The following is a 19,651-nucleotide window of genomic DNA, read 5'->3' on the forward strand; positions in this document are numbered from 1 at the left end:
GATGCCGCCCATTTTACGCGCGGGGCGCCGCGCTAGACAGGCGCAAAGGGCACGGAATCGGCAGCTTCTATGGTGCTGGCGTGTCCCCGGTGGGACATTTGGAGGAGCAGGCAAGACCGGTTCTGACAAAGGAGTCTGCAATGTCTTCCTCGCACCAGCTGCCCCCGGAACAGCGCGCGCCGGCGGCCGCGCCCGCCAAGAAAAAGGACCACACGCACTTCCTGTATATCGCCGTGATCGTCGCCGTGGTCCTCGGCGCCATCCTCGGTTTCGTGGCTCCGGAGGTCGCCGTTGCGCTGAAACCGCTGGGTACGGGGTTCATCGCGCTGATCAAGATGATGATCGCGCCGATCATCTTCTGCACCATCGTGCTCGGCGTCGGTTCCATCGCCAAGGCGGCGACGGTCGGCAAGGTCGGCGGCCTGGCGCTCGCTTACTTCCTGATCATGTCCACGTTCGCGCTGGCCATCGGGCTGGTGGTCGGCAACATCATCCAGCCCGGCGAGGGACTGAACATCTCCAGCGGGAGCGTCGAGGCACCGAAGGGCGAGGGCGAGGGCGGGTCGGTCAACTTCGTCCTCGGGATCATTCCGACGTCGATGCTCTCCGCACTGACCGAGGGCAACATCCTGCAGACATTGTTCATCGCACTGCTCGTGGGGTTCGCGCTGCAGAAGATGGGGCCGTCCGGCGTGCCGATCCTGCAGGCGGTCAGCTACATCCAGGCGCTGGTGTTCAGGATCCTGATCATGATCATGTGGCTGGCCCCCATCGGCGCGTTCGGTGCGATCGCCGCGGTGGTCGGCGAAACCGGCTTCCAGGCGATCGTCAGCTTGGGCACCCTGATGGTGGCGTTCTACATCACCTGCATCCTCTTCATCGTGCTGGTCCTGGGCCCGATCCTGAAGCTCGTTACGGGCATCAACATCTTCCGGCTGATGCGCTACCTCGCCCGGGAGTACCTGCTGATCGTCTCGACCTCGTCCTCCGAGGCGGCGCTGCCGCGACTGATCGCCAAGATGAACCACATTGGCGTGGACCGCTCCGTGGTCGGCATCACCGTCCCCGTGGGGTACTCCTTCAACCTGGACGGCACGGCCATCTACCTGACGATGGCGGCGCTGTTCGTGGCCGAGGCGATGGGCAAGCCGCTGGCCCTCGGGGAGCAGATCTCGCTGCTGGTGTTCATGATCATCGCGTCCAAGGGTGCCGCCGGGGTCAGCGGTGCGGGCCTGGCCACGCTGGCGGCGGGCCTGCAATCACACCGGCCGGATCTGGTGGAGGGCGTCGGGCTGATCGTCGGCATCGACCGCTTCATGTCGGAGGCCCGGGCCCTGACCAACTTCACCGGTAACGCCGTGGCGACGGTGGTGATCGGCCAGTGGACGCACGAGTTCGACAAGGACCAGGCCGAGCGCGTGCTCTCCGGGCAGGACCCGTTCGACGAGACCACGATGAACGAGGACCATGGCTACGTTGCGCCGCGGCAAGAGGCCTCGGTGGGTACCGACGCGTCGGACGCCGCCCAGACGGGAGCCACCGGGGCCGGGGCGCCGGGCACGGCACCGACGGGCGGCGCCCCGACCGGCGGCACGCCGCGCCGGGAGCGGGACGTCTAGCCGGCCCGCCAGCACCTTGCGGCTCGAAGCGCCGGGAGGCCCTCCCGAATTTCGGGAAGGCCTCCTGGCGTTGAGGGTCGGCTGCGGGCCTACTGGCGCGTGCGCAGGGAATCGCGGATTTCGGTCAGCAGCGCGATCTGGGGATCCACGGCCTCTTCTCCCGGGGTGATGCCCAGCAGGCGGTTGCGGCGCTCGATGATGTGGTTCATCGGGACGATGATGATGAAGTAGATGGCGGCGGCGATCAGCAGGAAGTTGACGATGGCGGTCAGCAGGACACCGAACTGGACGAGGTTGCCGTTGAAATTCCAGACCGCGAAGTCGTCGAAGTTGGGGGAGCCGAACAGGCCGGCGATGAATGGCATCAGGACGTTTTTCACCAGAGCATTGACGACGCCGCTAAAGGCAGCCCCGATGACGACGGCGGTGGCAAGGTCGATGACATTGCCCTTCATGATGAAATCTCTGAATCCCTTGAGCATGGCGCTCAATCTACACGCGACGCTCGCCGGCCGGAGGGATCAACGGCGAACAAACCGTGAACGGGTCAGCGGTAATCCGGTGCGGCGGGCAGGCCGTAGTAGGTTTCCAGCGTCTTCGCGCCGCTGCTGAACATGGCGCCGGCGTCCTTGGTCCCGATGTAGCGCAGGTGCCACGGCTCGGCGGAGTAACCGGTGACGGATTCCTGGCCGGGCTGGTAGCGGACCACGAAGCCGAAGCGGTGCGCGTTCTGCGCCGCCCAGGCGCCGGCGGGGGTGTCGGCGAAGCAGGCCTCGAGGCGGCAGGAGCCAGAGGCATCGCCGATGTCCATGGACAGCCCGGTCTGGTGCTCGGAGAAGCCTGGCCGGGCCGAGACGCGGTCCGCGCCGGCCTTCCCGTTCACGTCGACCCAGTGCTGGTAGGTCGCGACCTGGGTCTCGTAGGAGCGGAAGCCGCTGAGCACGGTCATCGGGGCGCCGTCGGCGGCCGCGGCGGCGAACATCCGCTCGGCGGCCTTGGCCGCGGCGGCGCGCAGCTGTGCGTCGTCCCCGCCGGGCCCTGGGGTGAGCGCGGGGGTGGCCAGGTCGGCGGGGAAGTAATCCAGCGGCTCCAGTGGGCGCTGCTTATTAACGACGACGTCGATGCGCGCCGGGTCGTCGTGCCCGCCCTGGGCCTGAGGTTCTTCGGTTTCCGCCCCCGTCGGCGATGCCGACGCGGAGGTCTCCGCCGGTTCCGGGCTTCTGGTTGCGGGCCCGGTTCCCTGCGAGGGGGAGCCGCCGGCAGAGGCGGAAGGCGAGGCGGATGCGCCGCCGGGGGACACCGCCGTCGTACTTTCACCGGGGGAGGGCGGCTCGCCGGGGGCGCAGCCCGCCATCAGGCCGGCCAACCCGAGCAGGGCGGCGGCGAGGAGCACGGGCTTGGCAGTATTCATCTCAGGTCTTCCGCAGCAGCATCCGGCGGACCGAATGGTCCGCGTCCTTGGTCAGCACCAGCTGCGCCCGGCCGCGGGTGGGCAGCACGTTCTGCTCGAGGTTGGGCTCGTTGATCCGGTGCCAGATGCCCAGCGCGGTCTCGCGCGCCTCCTCGTCCGTGAGCGAGGCGTAGCGGTGGAAGTAGGACTCGGGATCGGCGAAGGCGGAGCTGCGCAGTTTCTGGAAACGCGTCACATACCACTCTTCGATGAAGGAGGTCTTCGCGTCAACGTAAATGGAGAAGTCGAAGAAGTCGCTCAGGGCCAGGCCGGACCGGCCGTCCGCGCGGGGCCGCGCCGGCTGCAGCACGTTCAGGCCCTCGACGATCAGCACGTCCGGCCGGCGGACCACGATCTCCCTGCCCGGCACGATGTTGTAGGTCAGGTGCGAGTAGTACGGAGCGCGGACTTCCTCGGCGCCGGACTTGACCTCGCTGACGAAGCGGAGCAGCGCGCGGCGGTTGTACGACTCGGGGAAACCCTTGCGCTCCATCAGGCCGCGGCGGAGGAGCTCCTCGTTCGGGTAGAGGAAGCCGTCGGTGGTCACCAGCTCCACGTTCGGCGTGCCCTCCCAGCGGCGCAGCATCTCGCGCAGCACGCGGGCGGTGGTGGACTTGCCGACCGCCACGGAACCGGCGACGCCGATGACGAAGGGCACGCGCCGGGTCTGCTCGCCGAGGAAGGTGGTGGTGGCCTTGTGCAGCTCTCCGGCCGCGCCGACGTAGAGGTTGAGCAGCCGGGACAGCGGCAGGTAGACCTCGCGGACCTCGTTCATGTCCAGCTGTTCGCCGAGGCCGCGGAGCCGTTCGACGTCGTCGTGGTTCAGCGGCTGCTCGATCTCGTTCGAGAGGCGCGACCAGGTCTGGCGGTCCAGCTCGACGAAGGGTGTGACGTTGCTCTCACCGTTCGACGGCGCTGCCTTCGGTGCGTCATCAATCACCTAAGAATTGTGCCTGCTGGCCGGGGCATTACCCAAAACGACGACGGCGGCGCGGCGCCCGTGCGCGCAGGCCTCCCGCGTGGGTGGCGGCGGCAGCAGGTAGGCTTGGTGCCATGTGTGGAATCGTAGGTTATGTAGGCCGCCGCGACGTTCTGGTCGCCGATGGCGGCTCGGATCTGGCCCCCGGTATTGACAGCCACGGCGCCCTGGACGTGGTGCTGGAGGGGCTACGCCGCCTGGAGTACCGCGGCTATGACTCCGCCGGCGTGGCGGTTATCGCGGACGGCGGCATCGAGTCCCGCAAGAAGTCCGGCAAGCTGAGCAACCTCATCGAGGAGCTCGAGGAGCGGCCGCTGCCGCAGTCGCTGACCGGCATCGGCCACACCCGCTGGGCCACGCACGGCGGGCCGACGGACCAGAACGCGCACCCGCACCTGGCCGACGATGACCAGCTGGCCGTGATCCACAACGGCATCATCGAGAACTTCGCCGAGATCAAGGCGTCCCTGGTGGCCAAGGGCCACACCTTCCGCTCGGAGACGGACACCGAGGTCGCCGCGGTGCTGCTGGGCGACATCTACCGCTCGCTGGCCGCCAAGGGCGAGCCGTCGCTGGCCAAGGCGATGCAGCTGGCCTGCCAGAAGCTGGAGGGCGCGTTCACCCTGCTGGCCATCCACCGCGAGCAGCCGGACGTCGTCGTCGCCGCCCGCCGCAACTCCCCGCTGGTGGTCGGCCTGGGCGAGAACGAGAACTTCCTGGGCTCGGACGTGTCCGGGTTCATCGACTTCACCCGCCGCGCGGTGGAGCTGGGCCAGGACCAGATCGTCACGATCACCCCGGACAGCTTCGAGATCACCGACTTCCACGGCAACCCGGCGCAGGGCACCGAGTTCGAGGTCAACTGGGACGCTGCCGCCGCGGAAAAGGGCGGCTACCCCTCCTTCATGGAGAAGGAAATCAATGACCAGCCCGCCGCCGTCGGCGACACGCTGCTGGGCCGTGCGGACGCGGCCGGCCGGCTGACGCTGGACGAAATCCGGATCGACCCGGAGCTGCTGAAGAACGTCAACAAGATCATCGTCCTGGCCTGCGGCACCTCCGCCTACGCCGGGCAGGTGGCCAAGTACGCGATCGAGCACTGGGTCCGGATCCCGACCGAGGTCGAGCTGAGCCACGAGTTCCGCTACCGGGACCCGATCGTGGACGCGAACACCCTGATCGTGTCCATCTCGCAGTCCGGCGAGACCATGGACACCCTGATGGCCGTGCGCTACGCGAAGGAGCAGGGCGCCAAGACGCTGGCGATCTGCAACACCAACGGCTCCACCATCCCGCGCGAGTCCGACGCCGTGCTCTACACGCACGCCGGCCCGGAAATCGCCGTCGCCTCCACCAAGGCGTTCCTGGCGCAGATCACCGCCGCCTACCTGCTGGGCCTGTACCTGGCGCAGCTGCGCGGCATCAAGTTCCAGGGCGAGATCCGCGACATCCTCTCCGACCTGGGCGCGATCCCGGCGAAGATCCAGTCCGTCCTCGACAATGCGGACCAGATCAAGAAGCTCGCCCGCGAGATGGCCGAGACCAAGTCCGTGCTGTTCCTGGGCCGCCACGTCGGCTTCCCGGTCGCGATGGAAGGCGCGCTGAAGCTCAAGGAGCTGGCCTACATCCACGCCGAGGGCTTCGCCGCCGGCGAGCTCAAGCACGGCCCGATCGCGCTGATCGAAGAGGGCCAGCCGGTGTTCGTCGTTGTGCCGTCCCCGCGCGGCCGGCACTCGCTGCACTCCAAGGTCGTCTCCAACATCCAAGAGATCCGGGCCCGCGGCGCCAACACCATCGTGATCGCCGAACAGGGCGACGAGGCGGTCAAGGCCTACGCCGAGCACGTCTTCTACATCCCGGAGACGCCGACCCTGCTCGCGCCCCTGCTGGCCACCGTGCCGCTGCAGATCTTCGCCTGTGAACTGGCCACGGCCAAGGGCTACGACGTCGACCAGCCGCGCAACCTCGCCAAGTCCGTCACCGTCGAGTAAGCGAAGGCCAAATGATCGTCGGGATCGGCGTCGACGTCGTCGAGGTGTCCCGCTTCCGGGCGCAGCTGGAGCGCACGCCCGGACTGCGGGACCGCCTGTTCACGCCCGAGGAGCGGAAGCTCAACACCCGCTCCTTGGCCGCGCGCTTCGCGGCCAAGGAGGCGATCGCCAAGGCCATCGGCGCTCCGGTCGGCATGAACTGGCAGGACTGCACCATCCGGGTCGACGGCGGGGGAGACCCGTATCCCGAATTCACCGGGACCGTCGCGGCGGCGTCCGAGGCCAAGGGCGTGAAGTACTGGCACCTGTCCATGAGCCACGACGGCGACCTCGCGACCGCGATGGCGATCGCCGAGAAGTAGCACCCCGGTGCGGGCCGCCGGCAGCCCTGTTGGCGGCCCGCACCTGTGCGCTCCAGCCTGGAGCCGGTAAGTTGGGGCCAGCCGTCCTGACTCATCGAAGGAGCATCATGACTGTTGGAACCAGCGGCACGCCCGTCTGTCCGCAGTGCGGCCAGGCCCTGCAGGCGCTCGACGAAAGCCAATGGGAGGCAGAGGGCCCGGTGCCGGAAGGCACCCTGGCGGTCTACCTCTGCGAGGGACAGCACCGGGTGCTGGTAGTCCCTCCGGCGATCCAGGGCTGACGTCCCGCTAGAACGGGGCTAGTTCTTGCCCTGGTTCGTGCCCTTTCCGTGTCCGTGGCCGTTGCCGTTGTTGTTGTTGCCGTTGTCCTGCCCGTTGCCGGTGGCCGGCGCATTGCCGTTGCCCGTGGACCCGTTGCTGCGGCCCTTTCGGGGGGTAACGCCGGGATTCTCAGTTGTACCGGAGCCGGCGTTGTTGTCCTCCGGGCCGGGAGCCGGAGCAATGGGGGCGGGTGTGGGGGCGGCGGGTGCAGGCACGGGAGGGCTCTCTTCGGCTGCTGTCTCCGATTTCACGCCGGCCGGCTCGTTGCCGGGCGAAGGCGCGGGCGATGTCGGCGACGCGGCCGCTTGTTCTGCCCGGAGGTCCTCGCCCAGCTGCCTGATCGCAGCATCGATGGCTTGGTAGCGGGAGAACGAGACGTCTCCCTGGCCGGCCGCCCGTGACAGTTCATCGGCAAGTCCGTCCAGTTCCTCCGCCGCTTTCCGGTAGTCCCCGGCTGCGGCCGCGGCACGAACCACGGCGGCCTGCTTCTGCAAGGTGATGGCCGCCGCGTCCGTCAGGGCGGGCGGCGCAGCGCAGGCAGTTACGGCGGACAGGGCAAGCGCAGTAAGGCAAGCGGCAGCTCGGCCGCGGCGTCGTAGGGCTTTCACGGGACGAGGTGCCGTTCCAGTTCACGCATGTGGTCTTCCAAGCTTCCGGTCAAGGACGGGGACGGCGCCGGGGCGGCCGGCGGTGCCGTCCCGCCTGCCGAGGCCACCAGGATGGCTGTGACTGCACCGGCGAGCAGGAGCAGCGCGGCGGCCAGCCAGAGAAGATGCATGCCGCGGACCCGGAAACGTGCAGGCCTGTTCGGTTTGCGGGCGGGCAGGGCGACGGTGGGTCGATGTCGCTTGATCCCGGCTGGCGCGGGCAGCCCGTCTTCGCCCTGCATCGCCGCCAGCACCGCTTCGACTTCCGCCGCGTCCGGTCTGGCGGCAGGGTCCATGGCCGTCATGCCGGAGAGCAACTGCCGCCAGGTCGAAGGCAGCGCAGGCGGGACCACCGGCGCGCGCTGCAGCCGGGCGACTGCGGATTCGACCGGAGTTCCCGGGAACTCGACCTGGCCGGTCAGGCACTCAAGCAGGACCAGTCCCAGGGAGTAGATGTCACTGGAGGTCCCCAGTGCCTCGCCCTTGGCCTGTTCGGGGCTGAGATACGTCGCGGTACCCACGGTTTTCCCCGTCGCGGTAAGCCGGGTGCCTGCGATCACCCGCGCGATGCCGAAGTCCGTGAGCTTGGCCCCGGCCTCGCCGGTGTCCTCGTCGTAGCTGAGCATGACATTGCCCGGCTTCAGGTCCCGGTGGATCACGCCCCGTTCGTGGACATAGCGCAGCGCGCCCGCCAGGTCGGTGCCGATCCTTGCTACGTCTCCTGCCGGCAGCGGCCCCTGCCTGAGGCGGTGCTGCAGGTCGCAACCCTGTGCCAGTTCCATGACGACGAAAGAGCAGGACCCGCCCGCAGGAGTGGCTTCCCTGCCGGCGTCGTAAACGGCGACGAGCCCGGGATGGTTGAACCCAGCCAGCAGGCGGACTTCCGCCTGCTGCCGACGAAGCTCGTCGTCGTGGCCGGCATCGGGCCGGAACACTTTCACCGCGACGGCCCGGCCCAGCACCTCGTCGACGCCCCGGTACACAGACGCAGACCCGCCCCGGCCGACCAGTCCCTGCAGCTTGTAGCGGCCGCCCAGGGTCATCGGCGGAGCCGCATCCACAAGCGGGATGCGTGTCACAGGATGGGCCGGCCTCCGGTGACCGCGATGCGGGCCCCGGAGATGTAGCTTCCCTCATCGGAGGCCAGCAGGACATAGGTTGGCGCCAGTTCCGCCGGCTGGCCCGCGCGCCCCAGCGGCGTATCCTGCCCGAACGCTTCGACCTTTTCCGGCGGCATGGTGGACGGGATCAGAGGCGTCCAGATGGGCCCGGGGGCCACACTGTTGACCCGGATGCCCTTTTCGCCGAGCATCTGGGCCAGGCTCGCGGAGAAGTTGGCGATGGCGGCCTTGGTGGCAGCGTAGGGGGCCAGGGTGGGATTGGGCATGTCCGAATTCACCGAAGAACTGCCGATGATTGATGATCCCGGCGCCATGTGCGGGAGTGCGGCTTTGACCAGATGGAACATGGCCCCGATGTTGACCCTGAAGGTGTAGTCCCATTCTTCGTCGCTGATCTCGTCCAGCGACTGGTGGGTCATCTGGTAGGCGGCGTTGCTGACCAGGATGTCGATCTTGCCGAACTCGCTGACCGCGGTGTCGATGACCTTGCGGCACTGCTCCGCCGTATCCAGGTCGCCGCGGACCAGCACGGCCCGCTGGCCGGCCTGCTCGACGAGGCTGGCCGTGCCCTGGGCGTCCTCGTCCTCATTGAGATAGGAAATGAGGACGTCGGCGCCCTCACGGGCGAAGGCGATGGCTACGGCCCGTCCGATGCCGCTGTCACCGTCGGTGATGACGGCCGCTTTGCCCTTGAGCCTGCCCGTGCCGCGGTAGCTGTTCTCCCCGCAGTCAGGCACCGGGGTCATTTTCGACTGCTCGCCCGGAACTTCCTGTTGCTGCGCTGGCTGGCCCATTTGTGTTCCCTCCCATGGACGACAGATGTGCCGGCCCGGCTCGCCGACAACGTAAGCAACCTTACTGTCCGTGCGGGGTGTTGTCTGCATGAAACGGGAGACCGGTCGCGGAATGACCCGGGAAGGCTGCGGTCAGCGACGCACGGCGTAGCGGAGTTCTCGACGTCGTCACGGACTCGAGTGTGGAGGAGTAGACGATCTTGTCCTTCTCCAGCCACTGCTTCGCAAAATCCCGCTCCACGTCCTCCAGCCCCGGATCCGCGGCCAATGTGTCCCATACGGACAAGACCTCGTGCATCCGGCGGCCCAGCAGGTAGGTTCCCATCGTCCGCTCGATGTCGTTGAGGAACGCGTGCACCTCCTCATCCGGAGCGGTCCAGTCGATGCTGCCGTTCCCGTCCGCGATGTAGCCGTCCAACGACATGGTGGCGGAATATTTCAGGCTGGCCATGCTTCCTCCTCTCTTGGGATGCGCTTGGTGTAGCGGCGGTCCGGTCCCTCGCATCGATCACGCCACGCCCAGGCATGCCGCGATGCTGTCCTGCCCCTGGGGGAGGGGACAGGACGCCGCCGTCCACTCTCCGCTGCCGAATTTGTCGCGGGTGGCGTCGTGGTAGATCTGCAGCGACGGGCCATGCCGGGTGACCCGTACATGGCGCACCACCATGTCGCCCTCGACGGTGGGCGAAGCCACGGCGAGCTCAGCGCCGTTCCCTGCATACCCCCGTTCGAGGCATGCGATGGCTTCGGGCCCGAGCTGCTTCCCCTGGTCGAGGATCACGTCCGGGCACAGCGGCAGTGCCGCCCGGTTCCTGAAGTCGTCCGGCGCGGAGGAATCGGCGCGCGACTCGTCAATGACGTCCGGACTCGGCGTGGCCTGGCAGCCGGCGAGGAGCATGGCTGCGGCGGCCGCCAAACACGCCTGCCTGCCGGGCCGCACGCGTCGTGCCATCGTCGTCCACCCCCTGCGCGGCTCCTGCCGCCTGGCTTGAGTGTGCTCCGGCCGGGGCGAGTCCGCAAGGCTGCACCGGTGCGGACGGGAGCGTACGACGGCGGGCGGCAGGCCGGCGTCGTACGTGTTACGCGTTAGGCGGATTACACGAAAGTGTCACCCGGATGGGGTAAGAAAGGAACAGACAATCCCCAAATGTCAGGAGCAGTTGATGGAAGCATGGCCCGGAGACGCCTATCCGCTCGGAGCCACTTATGACGGCAACGGCACCAACTTCGCGATCTTCAGCGAAGTGGCCGACGCCGTCTACCTTTGCCTGTTCGACGACGACGGCACGGAGACGCAGGTGCCGCTGCGGGAGGTGGACGGCTACGTCTGGCACGCCTACCTGCCGCAGATCCTGCCCGGGCAGAAGTACGGCTACCGGATCGACGGCCCGTACGACCCGGGCAGTGGCGTGCGCTGCAACGTGAACAAGCTGCTGCTGGACCCGTATGCGAAGGCGGTCAGCGGCGAGATCGACTGGGCGCAGCCGCTGTTCGGCTACAACTTCGGCGACCCGGACTCGCGCAACGACGAGGACTCCGCGGAGCACATGATGCTCGGCGTGGTGGTCAGCCCCTTCTTCGACTGGGACGGTGACCGCAAGCCGCGCACGCCGTACCACCGCTCGGTAATCTACGAGGCGCACGTGAAGGGCCTGACCGAGCTGCACCCGGACGTGCCGGAGGAGCAGCGCGGCACGTACGCCGGCGTGGCCCACCCTTCGGTGATCGCGCACCTGCAGAAGCTGGGCGTCACGGCGATCGAGCTGATGCCGGTGCACCAATTCGTCAACGACAGCACGCTGCAGGACAAGGGCCTGTCCAACTACTGGGGCTATAACACCATCGGCTTCTTCGCTCCGCAGAACACCTACAGCTCCACCGGCGATGCCGGGCAGCAGGTGCAGGAGTTCAAGGCGATGGTGCGCGAGCTGCACCTGGCCGGCATCGAGGTCATCCTGGACGTGGTCTACAACCACACGGCCGAGGGCAACCACCTGGGTCCCACCCTGTCCTTCCGCGGCATCGACAACCAGGCCTACTACCGCCTGATGGAGGACGAGCAGCAGTACTACATGGACTACACGGGCACCGGCAACTCGCTGAACGTGCGCCACCCGCATGCGCTGCAGCTGCTGATGGACTCGCTGCGGTACTGGGCCACCGAGATGCACGTGGACGGCTTCCGCTTCGACCTGGCGTCCACCCTGGCCCGGGAGTTCTACGACGTGGACCGGCTGTCCACCTTCTTCGAACTCTGCCAGCAGGACCCGGTGGTGTCGCAGACCAAGCTGATCGCCGAGCCGTGGGACATCGGCCCCGGCGGCTACCAGGTGGGCAACTTCCCGCCCCTGTGGACGGAATGGAACGGCAAGTACCGCGATACGGTGCGCGACTTCTGGCGCGGCGAACCTGCGACGCTGGGCGAGTTCGCGTCCCGGATCACCGGCTCCTCGGACCTGTACGAGGACTCCGGCCGGCGCCCGGTCGCGTCGATCAACTTCGTCACCGCGCATGACGGCTTCACCCTGCGGGACCTGGTGTCCTACAACGAGAAGCACAACGACGCCAACGGGGAAGACAATAACGACGGCGAGTCCCACAACCGCTCGTGGAACTGCGGCGCGGAGGGGCCCACGGACGATCCGAACGTGCTGGCGCTGCGGGCGCGGCAGCAGCGCAACTTCCTCGCCACGCTGCTGCTGAGCCAGGGCGTGCCGATGATCGCCCACGGCGACGAGCTCGGGCGGACCCAGCAGGGCAACAACAACGTGTACTGCCAGGACTCGGAGCTGTCCTGGATCGACTGGGGCAAGGTGGACCAGCCGCTGCTCGAGTTCGTCGCCGCGGTGAACCGGCTGCGGTCCGAGCACCCGATCTTCCGCCGCCGCCGCTTCTTCGACGGCCGGCCGGTGCGGCGCGGCCAGGGCGAGGCCCTGCCGGACATCGCGTGGCTGACCCAGGACGGCACGCCGATGGAGCCGGAGGACTGGGATTCGCCGATCGGGCGGTTCATCGGCGTCTTCCTGAACGGCCAGGGCATCCGGGGCCGAGACGACCGCGGCCAGGCGATCACGGACGTGAATTTCCTGATCTACTTCAACGCGGACGACGTGGCGGTGGACTTTGAGCTGCCTTCGAAGGACTATTCGGCGAAGTGGGACGAGGTCATCGACACCGGCGGCGAATACGCGGACTCGGAGCCGGTCTCGGCCGGACAGAAGATCTCGGTCCAGGCCAAGTCCATGGTGGTGCTGCGGGCCCACACCCCGCCGCCGGAGGAACCGGATCACTCGGTGGCCGCTTCGCTGGCGGTCCTGGCTGACGAAAAGGGCGGCCGGAAGGACACCGCATGAGGACGCCGCTGTCCACCTACCGGCTGCAGATCAGCCCGTCGTTCACGCTGTTCGACGCGGCGGAACGGGTTCCCTACCTGCGGCGGCTGGGGGCGGACTGGGTCTACCTTTCGCCGATCCTCACCGCGGAACGGGGCTCGGACCACGGCTACGACGTCACGGACTTCTCCACGGTGGATCCGGCGCGCGGCGGCGCCGAGGGCCTGAAAGCGCTCTCGGACGCCGCGCACGCCGCGGGCATGGGCGTGCTGGTGGACATCGTGCCCAACCACATGGGTGTCGCCACGCCGGCGCAGAACCGCTGGTGGTGGTCCCTGCTGGCCGAGGGCCGCGGCTCGCGCTATGCCGAGGCCTTCGACGTGGACTGGGACGCCGCCGGCGGCCGGATCCGGATTCCGGTCCTGGGCGACGGCGACGCGCAGCTGGACGAGCTCAAGCTGTTCGGGGGCGAACTGCACTACTACGACCACCGCTTCCCGCTCGCGGCGGGCACGGCGGAGGACGGCGCCTCGGCCCGCGAGGTCCATGATCGCCAGCACTACGAGCTGGTCAACTGGCGCCGGGCCGACGCGGAGCTGAACTACCGCCGGTTCTTCGGCGTCAACACGCTCGCCGGCGTGCGGGTGGAAGTGCCGTGGGTGTTCGAGGAATCGCACGCCGAGGTCCGGCGCTGGTTCGACGAGTCGCTGGTGGACGGATTGCGGATCGACCACCCGGACGGGCTGGCCGACCCGGCGGGATACCTGGAGAACCTGCACCGGCTGACCGGCGGCGCCTACGTGCTCGTGGAGAAGATCCTCGAGCCGGGGGAGCGGCTGCCGGACCGCTGGCAGTGCCAGGGCACCACCGGCTACGACGCGCTCGCGGATGTGGACCGGCTCTTTGCCGATCCGGCCGGCCGGGCGGAACTGGAAGCGGCCGCGCCCGCGGAACCCTTCGCCGAAATGATCCACGGGACCAAACGCGCCATCACGGACGGCATGCTCCGCTCCGAGGTGCTGCGCCTGGTCAGGCTGATTCCTGCGGAGGCGGACCTGGCCGAGGATGCGGCGGAGGACGCGCTGGCCGAGCTGTTGACGTGCTTCCCTGTCTACCGCAGCTACCTGCCGGACGGCGCGGAGTACCTGGAGGAGGCCGCCATCGCGGCCCAGGTCCGCCGGCCGGATCTGGCGCCGACCATCGCCGCCCTGCAGGGTTTGCTCTCGCCGCAGGACGGGCTGACCGAGCTGGCCGTGCGGTTCCAGCAGACCTCGGGAATGGTGATGGCCAAGGGCGTGGAAGACACCGCGTTCTACCGCTACCCGCGGCTGACCTCGCTCAACGAAGTCGGCGCCGATCCGTCCATCTTCTCGCTGGAACCGATCGAGCTGCACCAGCGGCTGCTCCGGCGCGAACTGCACGCCCCGCTCGCCATGACCGCGCTGTCCACGCATGACACCAAGCGCAGCGAGGACACGCGTGCCCGGATCAGCGTGCTCTCCGAGCTGCCCGGGGAATGGGCGGCGGCGCTGACCCGGCTCGAGGAGGCCGCGCCCATCGGCGACCTGCCGCTGGCGGACCTGCTCTGGCAGGCGCTGCTAGGGGCCTGGCCGCTGAGCCGTGAGCGGGCCCATGCCTACGCCGAGAAGGCCTCGCGCGAGGCGGGCAATTCCACCACGTGGGTGCGGCCCGACGAGGACTTCGAACGGCGCCTCCACGCGGCCGTGGACGCGGCCTTCGACAACGCCGCGGTCCGTACGATCCTGGAGGACCTGGCCGGAAAGCTGCGCGGCGCCGGCTGGAGCAACTCGCTGGCCGCCAAGCTCGTCCAGTTGACCATGCCGGGCGTGCCGGATGTCTACCAGGGCACCGAATTCTGGGACCACTCGCTGGTGGATCCGGACAACCGCCGGCCGGTTGACTTCGCCGCGCGGCAGCAGTCGCTCGAGGACCAGGAATCCGGGGCCCTGCCGGCCGTGGACGAGGGGGCGGCGGCCAAGATGCTGGTGGTCTCCCGCGCGCTGCAGCTGCGCCGGGACCGGCAGGAGCTCTTCACCGGGTACCGCGCCGTCCCGGCCACCGGGCCGGCCGCGGACCACGTCTTCGCCTTCGACCGGGGCGGCGCGGTCACGCTCGCCACCCGGTTGCCGCTGGGACTGCGACGGGCGGGCGGGTGGCGGGACACCGCCGTCGTCCTTCCGCCGGGACGCTACCGCGATGAGCTGACCGGACTCTGGTACAAGAGCACTGGGACCGTGCCGGCCGCCGAGGTCTTCGGGAACCTGCCGGTGGCGCTGCTGGTCCGGGAGGAGGAAGCATGAGCCGCTTCGACGTCTGGGCCCCGCGGGCCGAATCGCTGGAGCTGGTCGCCGCCGACCGGCCGTACGCCATGGAGCGCGCGGACGGCGGCTGGTGGCGGCTGCCGGAGGATGCCGCCGTTCCCGCCGGGGAGGTGGATTACGGCTACCGGATCGACGGCGCGGACAAGCCGGTCGCCGATCCCCGCTCGCGCCGCCAGCCGGACGGCGTCCACGGCCTCTCGCGGACCTTCGACCCGGCGCAGCACTCCTGGACGGACGCTGGCTGGCGTTCGCCGGGGCTCAGCGGCGGGGTGATCTACGAGCTGCATGTGGGGACCTTCACGCCCGAGGGCACGCTGGATGCGGCGGCGGCAAAGCTGGACTACCTCGCCGGGCTCGGCGTGGACTATGTTGAGCTGCTGCCGGTCAACGCCTTCAACGGCACCCACAACTGGGGCTATGACGGCGTGCTCTGGTACACGGTCCAGGAAAGCTACGGCGGTCCGGCCGCCTACCAGCGCTTTGTGGACGCGGCGCACCGGCAGGGGATCGGCGTGATCCAGGACGTGGTGTACAACCACCTGGGTCCCAGCGGCAACTACCTGCCGCAGTTCGGCCCCTACTTCGCCGCCGCCGGCTCCAACCCGTGGGGCGACTCGATCAACCTGGACGGGCCGGAATCGGACGAGGTCCGGCGGTACATCGTGGACAATGCGCTGATGTGGTTCCGCGACTTCCACGTGGACGGCCTGCGCCTGGACGCGGTGCATGCCCTGCACGACGAGCGGGCCGTCCACATCCTCGAAGAGCTCTCCGCAGCCACGGACGCCTGCGCGGCGGAACTGGGCAAGCCGCTGTTCCTGGTCGCCGAGTCGGACCTGAACAACCCACGGATGATCGAGCCCCGCACACGCAACGGCCTCGGCCTCGACGGACAGTGGAGCGACGACTTCCACCACGCCGTGCACGTGAACCTGACCGGCGAGACCTCCGGCTACTACGCGGACTTCGACTCCCTCGCCGCGCTGGCCAAGGTGCTGACCGGCGGGTTCTTCCACGACGGCAGCTACTCCTCGTTCCGGCACCGCCACCACGGGCGGCCCATCGACAAGGAGCACGTGACCGCGCGGCAGCTGGTGGTCTGCACGCAGAACCACGACCAGATCGGCAACCGCGCCGCGGGGGACCGGCTCTCCGCGACGCTGGACTACGGCTCGCTGGCGCTGGCGGCGGTGCTGAACCTGACCTCGCCGTTCACGCCCATGCTGTTCATGGGGGAGGAGTTCGCCGCGTCGACGCCGTGGCAGTTCTTCACTTCGCACCCCGAACCGGAGCTCGGGGAGGCCACCTCGAAGGGCCGGCTCCGCGAGTTCGAACGGATGGGCTGGGACCCGGACACCGTGCCGGACCCGCAGGACGAGAGCACGTTCACCAACTCGAAGCTGCTCTGGTCCGAGGTCGAGGACGGAGACCATGGCCGCCTGCTGCAGCTGTACCGGGAGCTCATCCGGCTGCGGCGCCAGGAGCCGGAGCTGACCAACCCGGACCTGCGGGCGGTCGCCGTGGACTTTGACGAGGACCGCCGCTGGCTGCTGCTGCGCCGCGGCCGCGTCACGGTGGCGTTCAACTTCGCGGAGGACGAGCGCCGGATCGAGGCGAGGCCGGGACGGCTGCTCCTCGCGACGGACCCGGACGTGAAGCTGGACGGCGCGCTGACGCTGCCGGGCAAGTCCGCGGCGGTGCTGCGGCGGCAGGGCGAAGGCACCGCGTGACGGGCCGGCCGGGCACGGGCGGACGGGGCATCCATTCGAGTGGAGGCCGGGCATGATCCGCGCCTGGACCGGTGCGCAGGTCCGCGAGGCCGAGCGGCCGCTGCTGGACGCCGGCGAGGGCCCGGCCCTGATGGCCCGGGCGGCGCACGGCCTGGCGGTATCCGTGCTGCGGGCACTGCGCGCGCGCCGGGGCAGGGTCTCCGGTGCGCGCCTGGTGGTCCTCGCCGGCAGCGGCAACAACGGCGGGGACGCCCTCTTTGCCGCGGCCGCGGTGGCCCGCAGGGGAGTGCGGACGACGGCGGTGCTCACCTCCGCGCGCTGCCATCCCGAGGCCCTGGCCGTCTTCACCGCGGCCGGGGGTCTGGCCGTTCAGCTGCGGGAGGAGAACACCGCGGACCTGGCCTCGCTCTGTGCAGGGGCCGACATGCTGGTGGACGGAATCCTCGGCACCGGTGCGGCCGGAGGCCTGCGCGGCCCCGCAGCCGGCCTGGTCCGCGCAATCGCCGAGGCCGGAGTCCCGCTCGTGGTCGCCTGCGACCTGCCCAGCGGCACCTCGGCGGACACGGGCGAGCTGTTCGAACCGGTGCTCCGCGCCGACCTCACGGTCACCTTCGGCGGAACCAAGGCCGGCCTGCTCACCGGTCCGGCGGCCGGTGCCGCCGGCAGCGTGGAAACGATCGACATCGGTCTCGGCCCGCACCTGCCGCAGCCGGCGCTCCGGCGGCTGGAGCCGTCGGATCTGCGCGGGCTCTGGCCCGTGCCCGGGCGCGATTCGCACAAGTACACGCGAGGAGTGCTTGGCATCGTCGCCGGCTCGGAGCAGTACCCGGGCGCCGCGCTGCTGTGCACGCAGGCGGCCGCGGCCACCGGGGTGGGCATGGTCCGCTACCTGGGCCCCCGGGACGTTTGCAGGCTGGTGAATGCCTCCACGCCGGAGGCGGTGTGCAGCAGTTCGGACTCGGTTGCGGACAGCCGGGTGCAGGCGTGGCTTGTGGGACCGGGAACCGGGACGGACAAGGAACAGGCGCAGCGCGTGCTGGATGCGCTCGCCTCCGGCCTGCCCGTGGTCGCGGACGCCAGCGCGCTGGACGAGCTGCCCGGCGAGCTGGGGCCGCAGGTGGTGCTGACGCCCCACGCCGGCGAGCTGGTCCGGATCCTCGCCCGCCAGGACGTCGAGGTGGCGCGCGAGCAGGTGGAGGCCTCGCCGTCGGAATTTGCCGCACTCGCCGCCGGCCTGACCGGGGCGACCGTCCTGCTCAAGGGCGCGGCGACGGTCATCGCCTCACCCTCCGGCACGCTCTTCAGCCAGGACAACGCAACGCCCTGGATGGCCACGGCCGGCTCCGGGGACACACTGGCCGGCATCCTCGGCGCACTCGCGGCCACGGTGGACCGGGCTGACCTGGATGCCGCCGGCATCGAACCGCCGGACCACACCGCCGGCATCGCCGCCATGGCCGCCGCCGTCCACGGGCTCGCGGGCACCGAGGCCTCCGCGGGAGGACCCATCACCGCCTCGGACATCAGCCGGGCCCTGCCGGAGACAATCCGCGCTCTGCTGCGGGGCTGAGCCGGAGTCCGCCAAGCCGCCGGCGCCCGGTTTTTCAACGCCTGTTTTGAGCGGTTTACCCGCCGCGCTCAGTCCGTCGGCGGGAGGATGCGGACGCAGCAGCGGCCGGGGGCCGGGTCCAGGACGGCCGTGCAGCCGCTCTGCCCCGACACTTCGGTGGCGGCGGCCAGCAGGTCGAGGTTCATGCCGCAGACCGTCGCGGTGTGGGTCTTCGAAATCCGGTGGAACGGGCAGTTGCGCATGATGATGCTGCCGTCTTCTTCGCGCACCGGCTGGTACCCGTAGCGCGCCAGGGCGTCCTCCAGCCCGCCCTCGGCGCCGATGGCCCGCCCGGCCTGTGCGGCCGCATGGCTGAGGGTCTCCTGCACGGGCTCTCCGGTCCGGGCCGATTCGTCCACGGCTGCTGCCAGCAGCTCGGCGGCCAGGTCATAGTGCCGCTGGGGCAGACTGACCGAGACCTCGCGGACGGTGGGGGCGTAGAGCTTGGTGGGCCGGCCCGAGCCCGGGCCGCTGCGCCCGGTCAGCCGCCGGTAGCTGACGGTGAGCAGTTCTTCGCGGGCCAGCCGGTCCAGGTTGAAGGCTGCCGTGCCGCGGACCATACCGAGGGCGCCGGCGACGTCGTCCCGGCTCACCGGGGCGGCCGCGGAGAGGACGAACTCGTACACGGAACGTCGGGAGGTGTCCGCCAGGGCCGCGATGGCCGTGACGGCATCCGGATGGCTGCGGTGTCCCATGGAAAAATCCTACTCTAAAAACAAGAACCATTGACGTAACAGGCCGGGCTTTCTAAAGTTAATTACCACTACTTTTAGAAAGGATTGGTCATGGTCACCCACCAGCCCAGCACTGCCACCCGCACGGGCGTACACAGCCCGGTCCGCCAGGCCTTCCTGCTCCTCCGCACGGTCTTCACCATCGCGCCGATTCTCTTCGGCCTCGACAAATTCGCGAACCTGCTCACCGATTGGACCCAGTACCTCGCACCGGTCGCTACCCAGGTCGTCCCGGTCACCGCCCAGCAGTTCATGTACGGGGTGGGCGTGGTCGAGATCCTCGCCGGCATCCTCGTCGCCTGGCGGCCGCGCATCGGCTCGCTCGTCGTGGCGGCCTGGCTCCTCGGCATCATCATCAACCTGCTCGTCCTGCCTGGCTTCTTCGACGTGGCCCTGCGCGACTTCGGCCTGCTCGTCGGCGCGCTGGCCCTGAACCGGCTGGCCACGGCCGAGTCCCGCCATCCGGACGGAATGATCAGCAAGTAACGGCGGACCTGCCGGCCGCTGCAATCACTATGCCGACCGCCGGGCGGCCGCAGAGGGGGACTGCGCCGCCCGGCGGTCTTCGGCTGTGCGGCCGGAAGGGCGGGGTTGGGGCGGGTGGCCGGGGCGAAATCCTG

The 19,651-nt window shown here is 69.3% G+C and carries 18 protein-coding genes; 9 read left to right on the forward strand and 9 right to left on the reverse strand.

All coding sequences use genetic code 11. The annotated features are described in order from the left end of the window. Positions 1 to 140: 140 nt before the first annotated feature. Entirely contained in the window at positions 141 to 1,619 is a 1,479-nt protein-coding gene (locus WFH44_RS05505) for a cation:dicarboxylate symporter family transporter (RefSeq protein WP_336712342.1), read from the forward strand. Positions 1,620 to 1,708: 89 nt separating this feature from the next. Here the strand turns inward: WFH44_RS05505 and mscL are convergent, their stop codons facing one another. From mscL to coaA, 3 genes are all read right to left on the reverse strand, one after another. After that, the gene (gene mscL, locus WFH44_RS05510) at positions 1,709 to 2,101 is read right to left on the reverse strand and encodes a large conductance mechanosensitive channel protein MscL (protein ID WP_336712343.1); all 393 of its coding nucleotides are present in this window, start codon (positions 2,099 to 2,101) and stop codon (positions 1,709 to 1,711) included. 65 nt (positions 2,102 to 2,166) lie between these two features. Next, positions 2,167 to 3,030: a M15 family metallopeptidase gene (locus tag WFH44_RS05515; protein ID WP_336712344.1), complete on the reverse strand. Its 864-nt coding sequence runs from the start codon at positions 3,028 to 3,030 to the stop codon at positions 2,167 to 2,169. Between the two features lies 1 nt (position 3,031). Next, positions 3,032 to 4,009 carry a type I pantothenate kinase gene (gene coaA / locus WFH44_RS05520; protein ID WP_442892872.1) on the reverse strand — a complete coding sequence of 326 codons (978 nt, stop codon included), beginning with the start codon at positions 4,007 to 4,009 and terminating at the stop codon, positions 3,032 to 3,034. Positions 4,010 to 4,122: 113 nt separating this feature from the next. Here coaA and glmS point away from each other — a divergent pair, with 113 nt between their 5' ends. From glmS to WFH44_RS05535, 3 genes are all read left to right on the forward strand, one after another. Next, the gene (gene glmS / locus WFH44_RS05525) at positions 4,123 to 6,039 is read left to right on the forward strand and encodes a glutamine--fructose-6-phosphate transaminase (isomerizing) (RefSeq protein ID WP_336712345.1); all 1,917 of its coding nucleotides are present in this window, start codon (positions 4,123 to 4,125) and stop codon (positions 6,037 to 6,039) included. A gap of 11 nt (positions 6,040 to 6,050) precedes the next feature. After that, complete coding sequence (locus WFH44_RS05530; RefSeq protein ID WP_264795245.1) at positions 6,051 to 6,401, forward strand: holo-ACP synthase; 351 nt, start codon at positions 6,051 to 6,053, stop codon at positions 6,399 to 6,401. Between the two features lie 107 nt (positions 6,402 to 6,508). After that, positions 6,509 to 6,682, forward strand: coding sequence for a hypothetical protein (locus WFH44_RS05535; protein ID WP_336712346.1), 174 nt, complete (start codon positions 6,509 to 6,511; stop codon positions 6,680 to 6,682). Positions 6,683 to 6,700: 18 nt separating this feature from the next. Here the strand turns inward: WFH44_RS05535 and WFH44_RS05540 are convergent, their stop codons facing one another. The 5 genes from WFH44_RS05540 to WFH44_RS05560 all read right to left on the reverse strand — a co-directional run bounded on the left by WFH44_RS05540 (position 6,701) and on the right by WFH44_RS05560 (position 10,236). Further along, positions 6,701 to 7,198: a hypothetical protein gene (locus WFH44_RS05540; RefSeq protein WP_336712348.1), complete on the reverse strand. Its 498-nt coding sequence runs from the start codon at positions 7,196 to 7,198 to the stop codon at positions 6,701 to 6,703. 128 nt (positions 7,199 to 7,326) lie between these two features. Beyond that, positions 7,327 to 8,448, reverse strand: coding sequence for a serine/threonine-protein kinase (locus tag WFH44_RS05545; protein ID WP_336712350.1), 1,122 nt, complete (start codon positions 8,446 to 8,448; stop codon positions 7,327 to 7,329). Continuing rightward, positions 8,445 to 9,284 carry an SDR family oxidoreductase gene (locus WFH44_RS05550; RefSeq protein WP_336712351.1) on the reverse strand — a complete coding sequence of 280 codons (840 nt, stop codon included), beginning with the start codon at positions 9,282 to 9,284 and terminating at the stop codon, positions 8,445 to 8,447. Before WFH44_RS05550 ends, WFH44_RS05545 begins: the two co-directional genes overlap by 4 nt. 61 nt (positions 9,285 to 9,345) lie before the next feature. Continuing rightward, on the reverse strand, positions 9,346 to 9,735 hold the full coding sequence (locus WFH44_RS05555) for a dihydrofolate reductase family protein (protein WP_336712353.1): 390 nt from the start codon (positions 9,733 to 9,735) through the stop codon (positions 9,346 to 9,348). A gap of 57 nt (positions 9,736 to 9,792) precedes the next feature. Then, a complete protein-coding gene (locus WFH44_RS05560) occupies positions 9,793 to 10,236 on the reverse strand; it encodes a hypothetical protein (protein ID WP_336712355.1) in 444 nt (147 codons plus the stop codon). A gap of 211 nt (positions 10,237 to 10,447) precedes the next feature. On the opposite strand from WFH44_RS05560, the gene glgX reads away from it, so the two are divergent. From glgX to WFH44_RS05580, 4 genes are read left to right on the forward strand one after another with little or no spacing between them, the layout of a single operon-like run. Further along, positions 10,448 to 12,637, forward strand: a complete 2,190-nt coding sequence (glgX, locus tag WFH44_RS05565; protein WP_336712357.1) for a glycogen debranching protein GlgX — start codon at positions 10,448 to 10,450, stop codon at positions 12,635 to 12,637. Beyond that, a complete protein-coding gene (treY, locus tag WFH44_RS05570) occupies positions 12,634 to 14,937 on the forward strand; it encodes a malto-oligosyltrehalose synthase (protein ID WP_336712358.1) in 2,304 nt (767 codons plus the stop codon). The genes glgX and treY overlap by 4 nt, the downstream gene beginning before the upstream one ends. Next, the gene (gene treZ / locus WFH44_RS05575) at positions 14,934 to 16,688 is read left to right on the forward strand and encodes a malto-oligosyltrehalose trehalohydrolase (protein ID WP_336712360.1); all 1,755 of its coding nucleotides are present in this window, start codon (positions 14,934 to 14,936) and stop codon (positions 16,686 to 16,688) included. The genes treY and treZ overlap by 4 nt, the downstream gene beginning before the upstream one ends. Positions 16,689 to 16,740: 52 nt before the next feature. Then, on the forward strand, positions 16,741 to 18,258 hold the full coding sequence (locus WFH44_RS05580) for an NAD(P)H-hydrate dehydratase (RefSeq protein WP_336712362.1): 1,518 nt from the start codon (positions 16,741 to 16,743) through the stop codon (positions 18,256 to 18,258). A 68-nt stretch (positions 18,259 to 18,326) separates the two neighbouring features. Here the strand turns inward: WFH44_RS05580 and WFH44_RS05585 are convergent, their stop codons facing one another. Next, positions 18,327 to 18,992 carry a helix-turn-helix transcriptional regulator gene (locus WFH44_RS05585; protein ID WP_336712363.1) on the reverse strand — a complete coding sequence of 222 codons (666 nt, stop codon included), beginning with the start codon at positions 18,990 to 18,992 and terminating at the stop codon, positions 18,327 to 18,329. Positions 18,993 to 19,082: 90 nt separating this feature from the next. On the opposite strand from WFH44_RS05585, the gene WFH44_RS05590 reads away from it, so the two are divergent. Then, positions 19,083 to 19,517, forward strand: coding sequence for a hypothetical protein (locus WFH44_RS05590; protein WP_336712365.1), 435 nt, complete (start codon positions 19,083 to 19,085; stop codon positions 19,515 to 19,517). Positions 19,518 to 19,651: the final 134 nt, after the last annotated feature.

This window comes from Arthrobacter sp. USHLN218 (assembly GCF_037144715.1).
Lineage (GTDB): Bacteria > Actinomycetota > Actinomycetes > Actinomycetales > Micrococcaceae > Crystallibacter.

Coding starts and splice junctions, on each gene's coding strand:
- WFH44_RS05585 (WP_336712363.1), bottom strand. CDS start 18,992: ATGGGACACCGCAGCCATCCGGATGCCGTCACGGCCATCGCGGCCCTG.
- WFH44_RS05535 (WP_336712346.1), top strand. CDS start 6,509: ATGACTGTTGGAACCAGCGGCACGCCCGTCTGTCCGCAGTGCGGCCAG.
- treY (WP_336712358.1), top strand. CDS start 12,634: ATGAGGACGCCGCTGTCCACCTACCGGCTGCAGATCAGCCCGTCGTTC.
- WFH44_RS05555 (WP_336712353.1), bottom strand. CDS start 9,735: ATGGCCAGCCTGAAATATTCCGCCACCATGTCGTTGGACGGCTACATC.
- treZ (WP_336712360.1), top strand. CDS start 14,934: ATGAGCCGCTTCGACGTCTGGGCCCCGCGGGCCGAATCGCTGGAGCTG.
- WFH44_RS05580 (WP_336712362.1), top strand. CDS start 16,741: ATGATCCGCGCCTGGACCGGTGCGCAGGTCCGCGAGGCCGAGCGGCCG.
- glgX (WP_336712357.1), top strand. CDS start 10,448: ATGGAAGCATGGCCCGGAGACGCCTATCCGCTCGGAGCCACTTATGAC.
- WFH44_RS05550 (WP_336712351.1), bottom strand. CDS start 9,284: ATGGGCCAGCCAGCGCAGCAACAGGAAGTTCCGGGCGAGCAGTCGAAA.
- WFH44_RS05560 (WP_336712355.1), bottom strand. CDS start 10,236: ATGGCACGACGCGTGCGGCCCGGCAGGCAGGCGTGTTTGGCGGCCGCC.
- mscL (WP_336712343.1), bottom strand. CDS start 2,101: ATGCTCAAGGGATTCAGAGATTTCATCATGAAGGGCAATGTCATCGAC.
- WFH44_RS05530 (WP_264795245.1), top strand. CDS start 6,051: ATGATCGTCGGGATCGGCGTCGACGTCGTCGAGGTGTCCCGCTTCCGG.
- WFH44_RS05515 (WP_336712344.1), bottom strand. CDS start 3,030: ATGAATACTGCCAAGCCCGTGCTCCTCGCCGCCGCCCTGCTCGGGTTG.
- WFH44_RS05505 (WP_336712342.1), top strand. CDS start 141: ATGTCTTCCTCGCACCAGCTGCCCCCGGAACAGCGCGCGCCGGCGGCC.
- glmS (WP_336712345.1), top strand. CDS start 4,123: ATGTGTGGAATCGTAGGTTATGTAGGCCGCCGCGACGTTCTGGTCGCC.
- WFH44_RS05590 (WP_336712365.1), top strand. CDS start 19,083: ATGGTCACCCACCAGCCCAGCACTGCCACCCGCACGGGCGTACACAGC.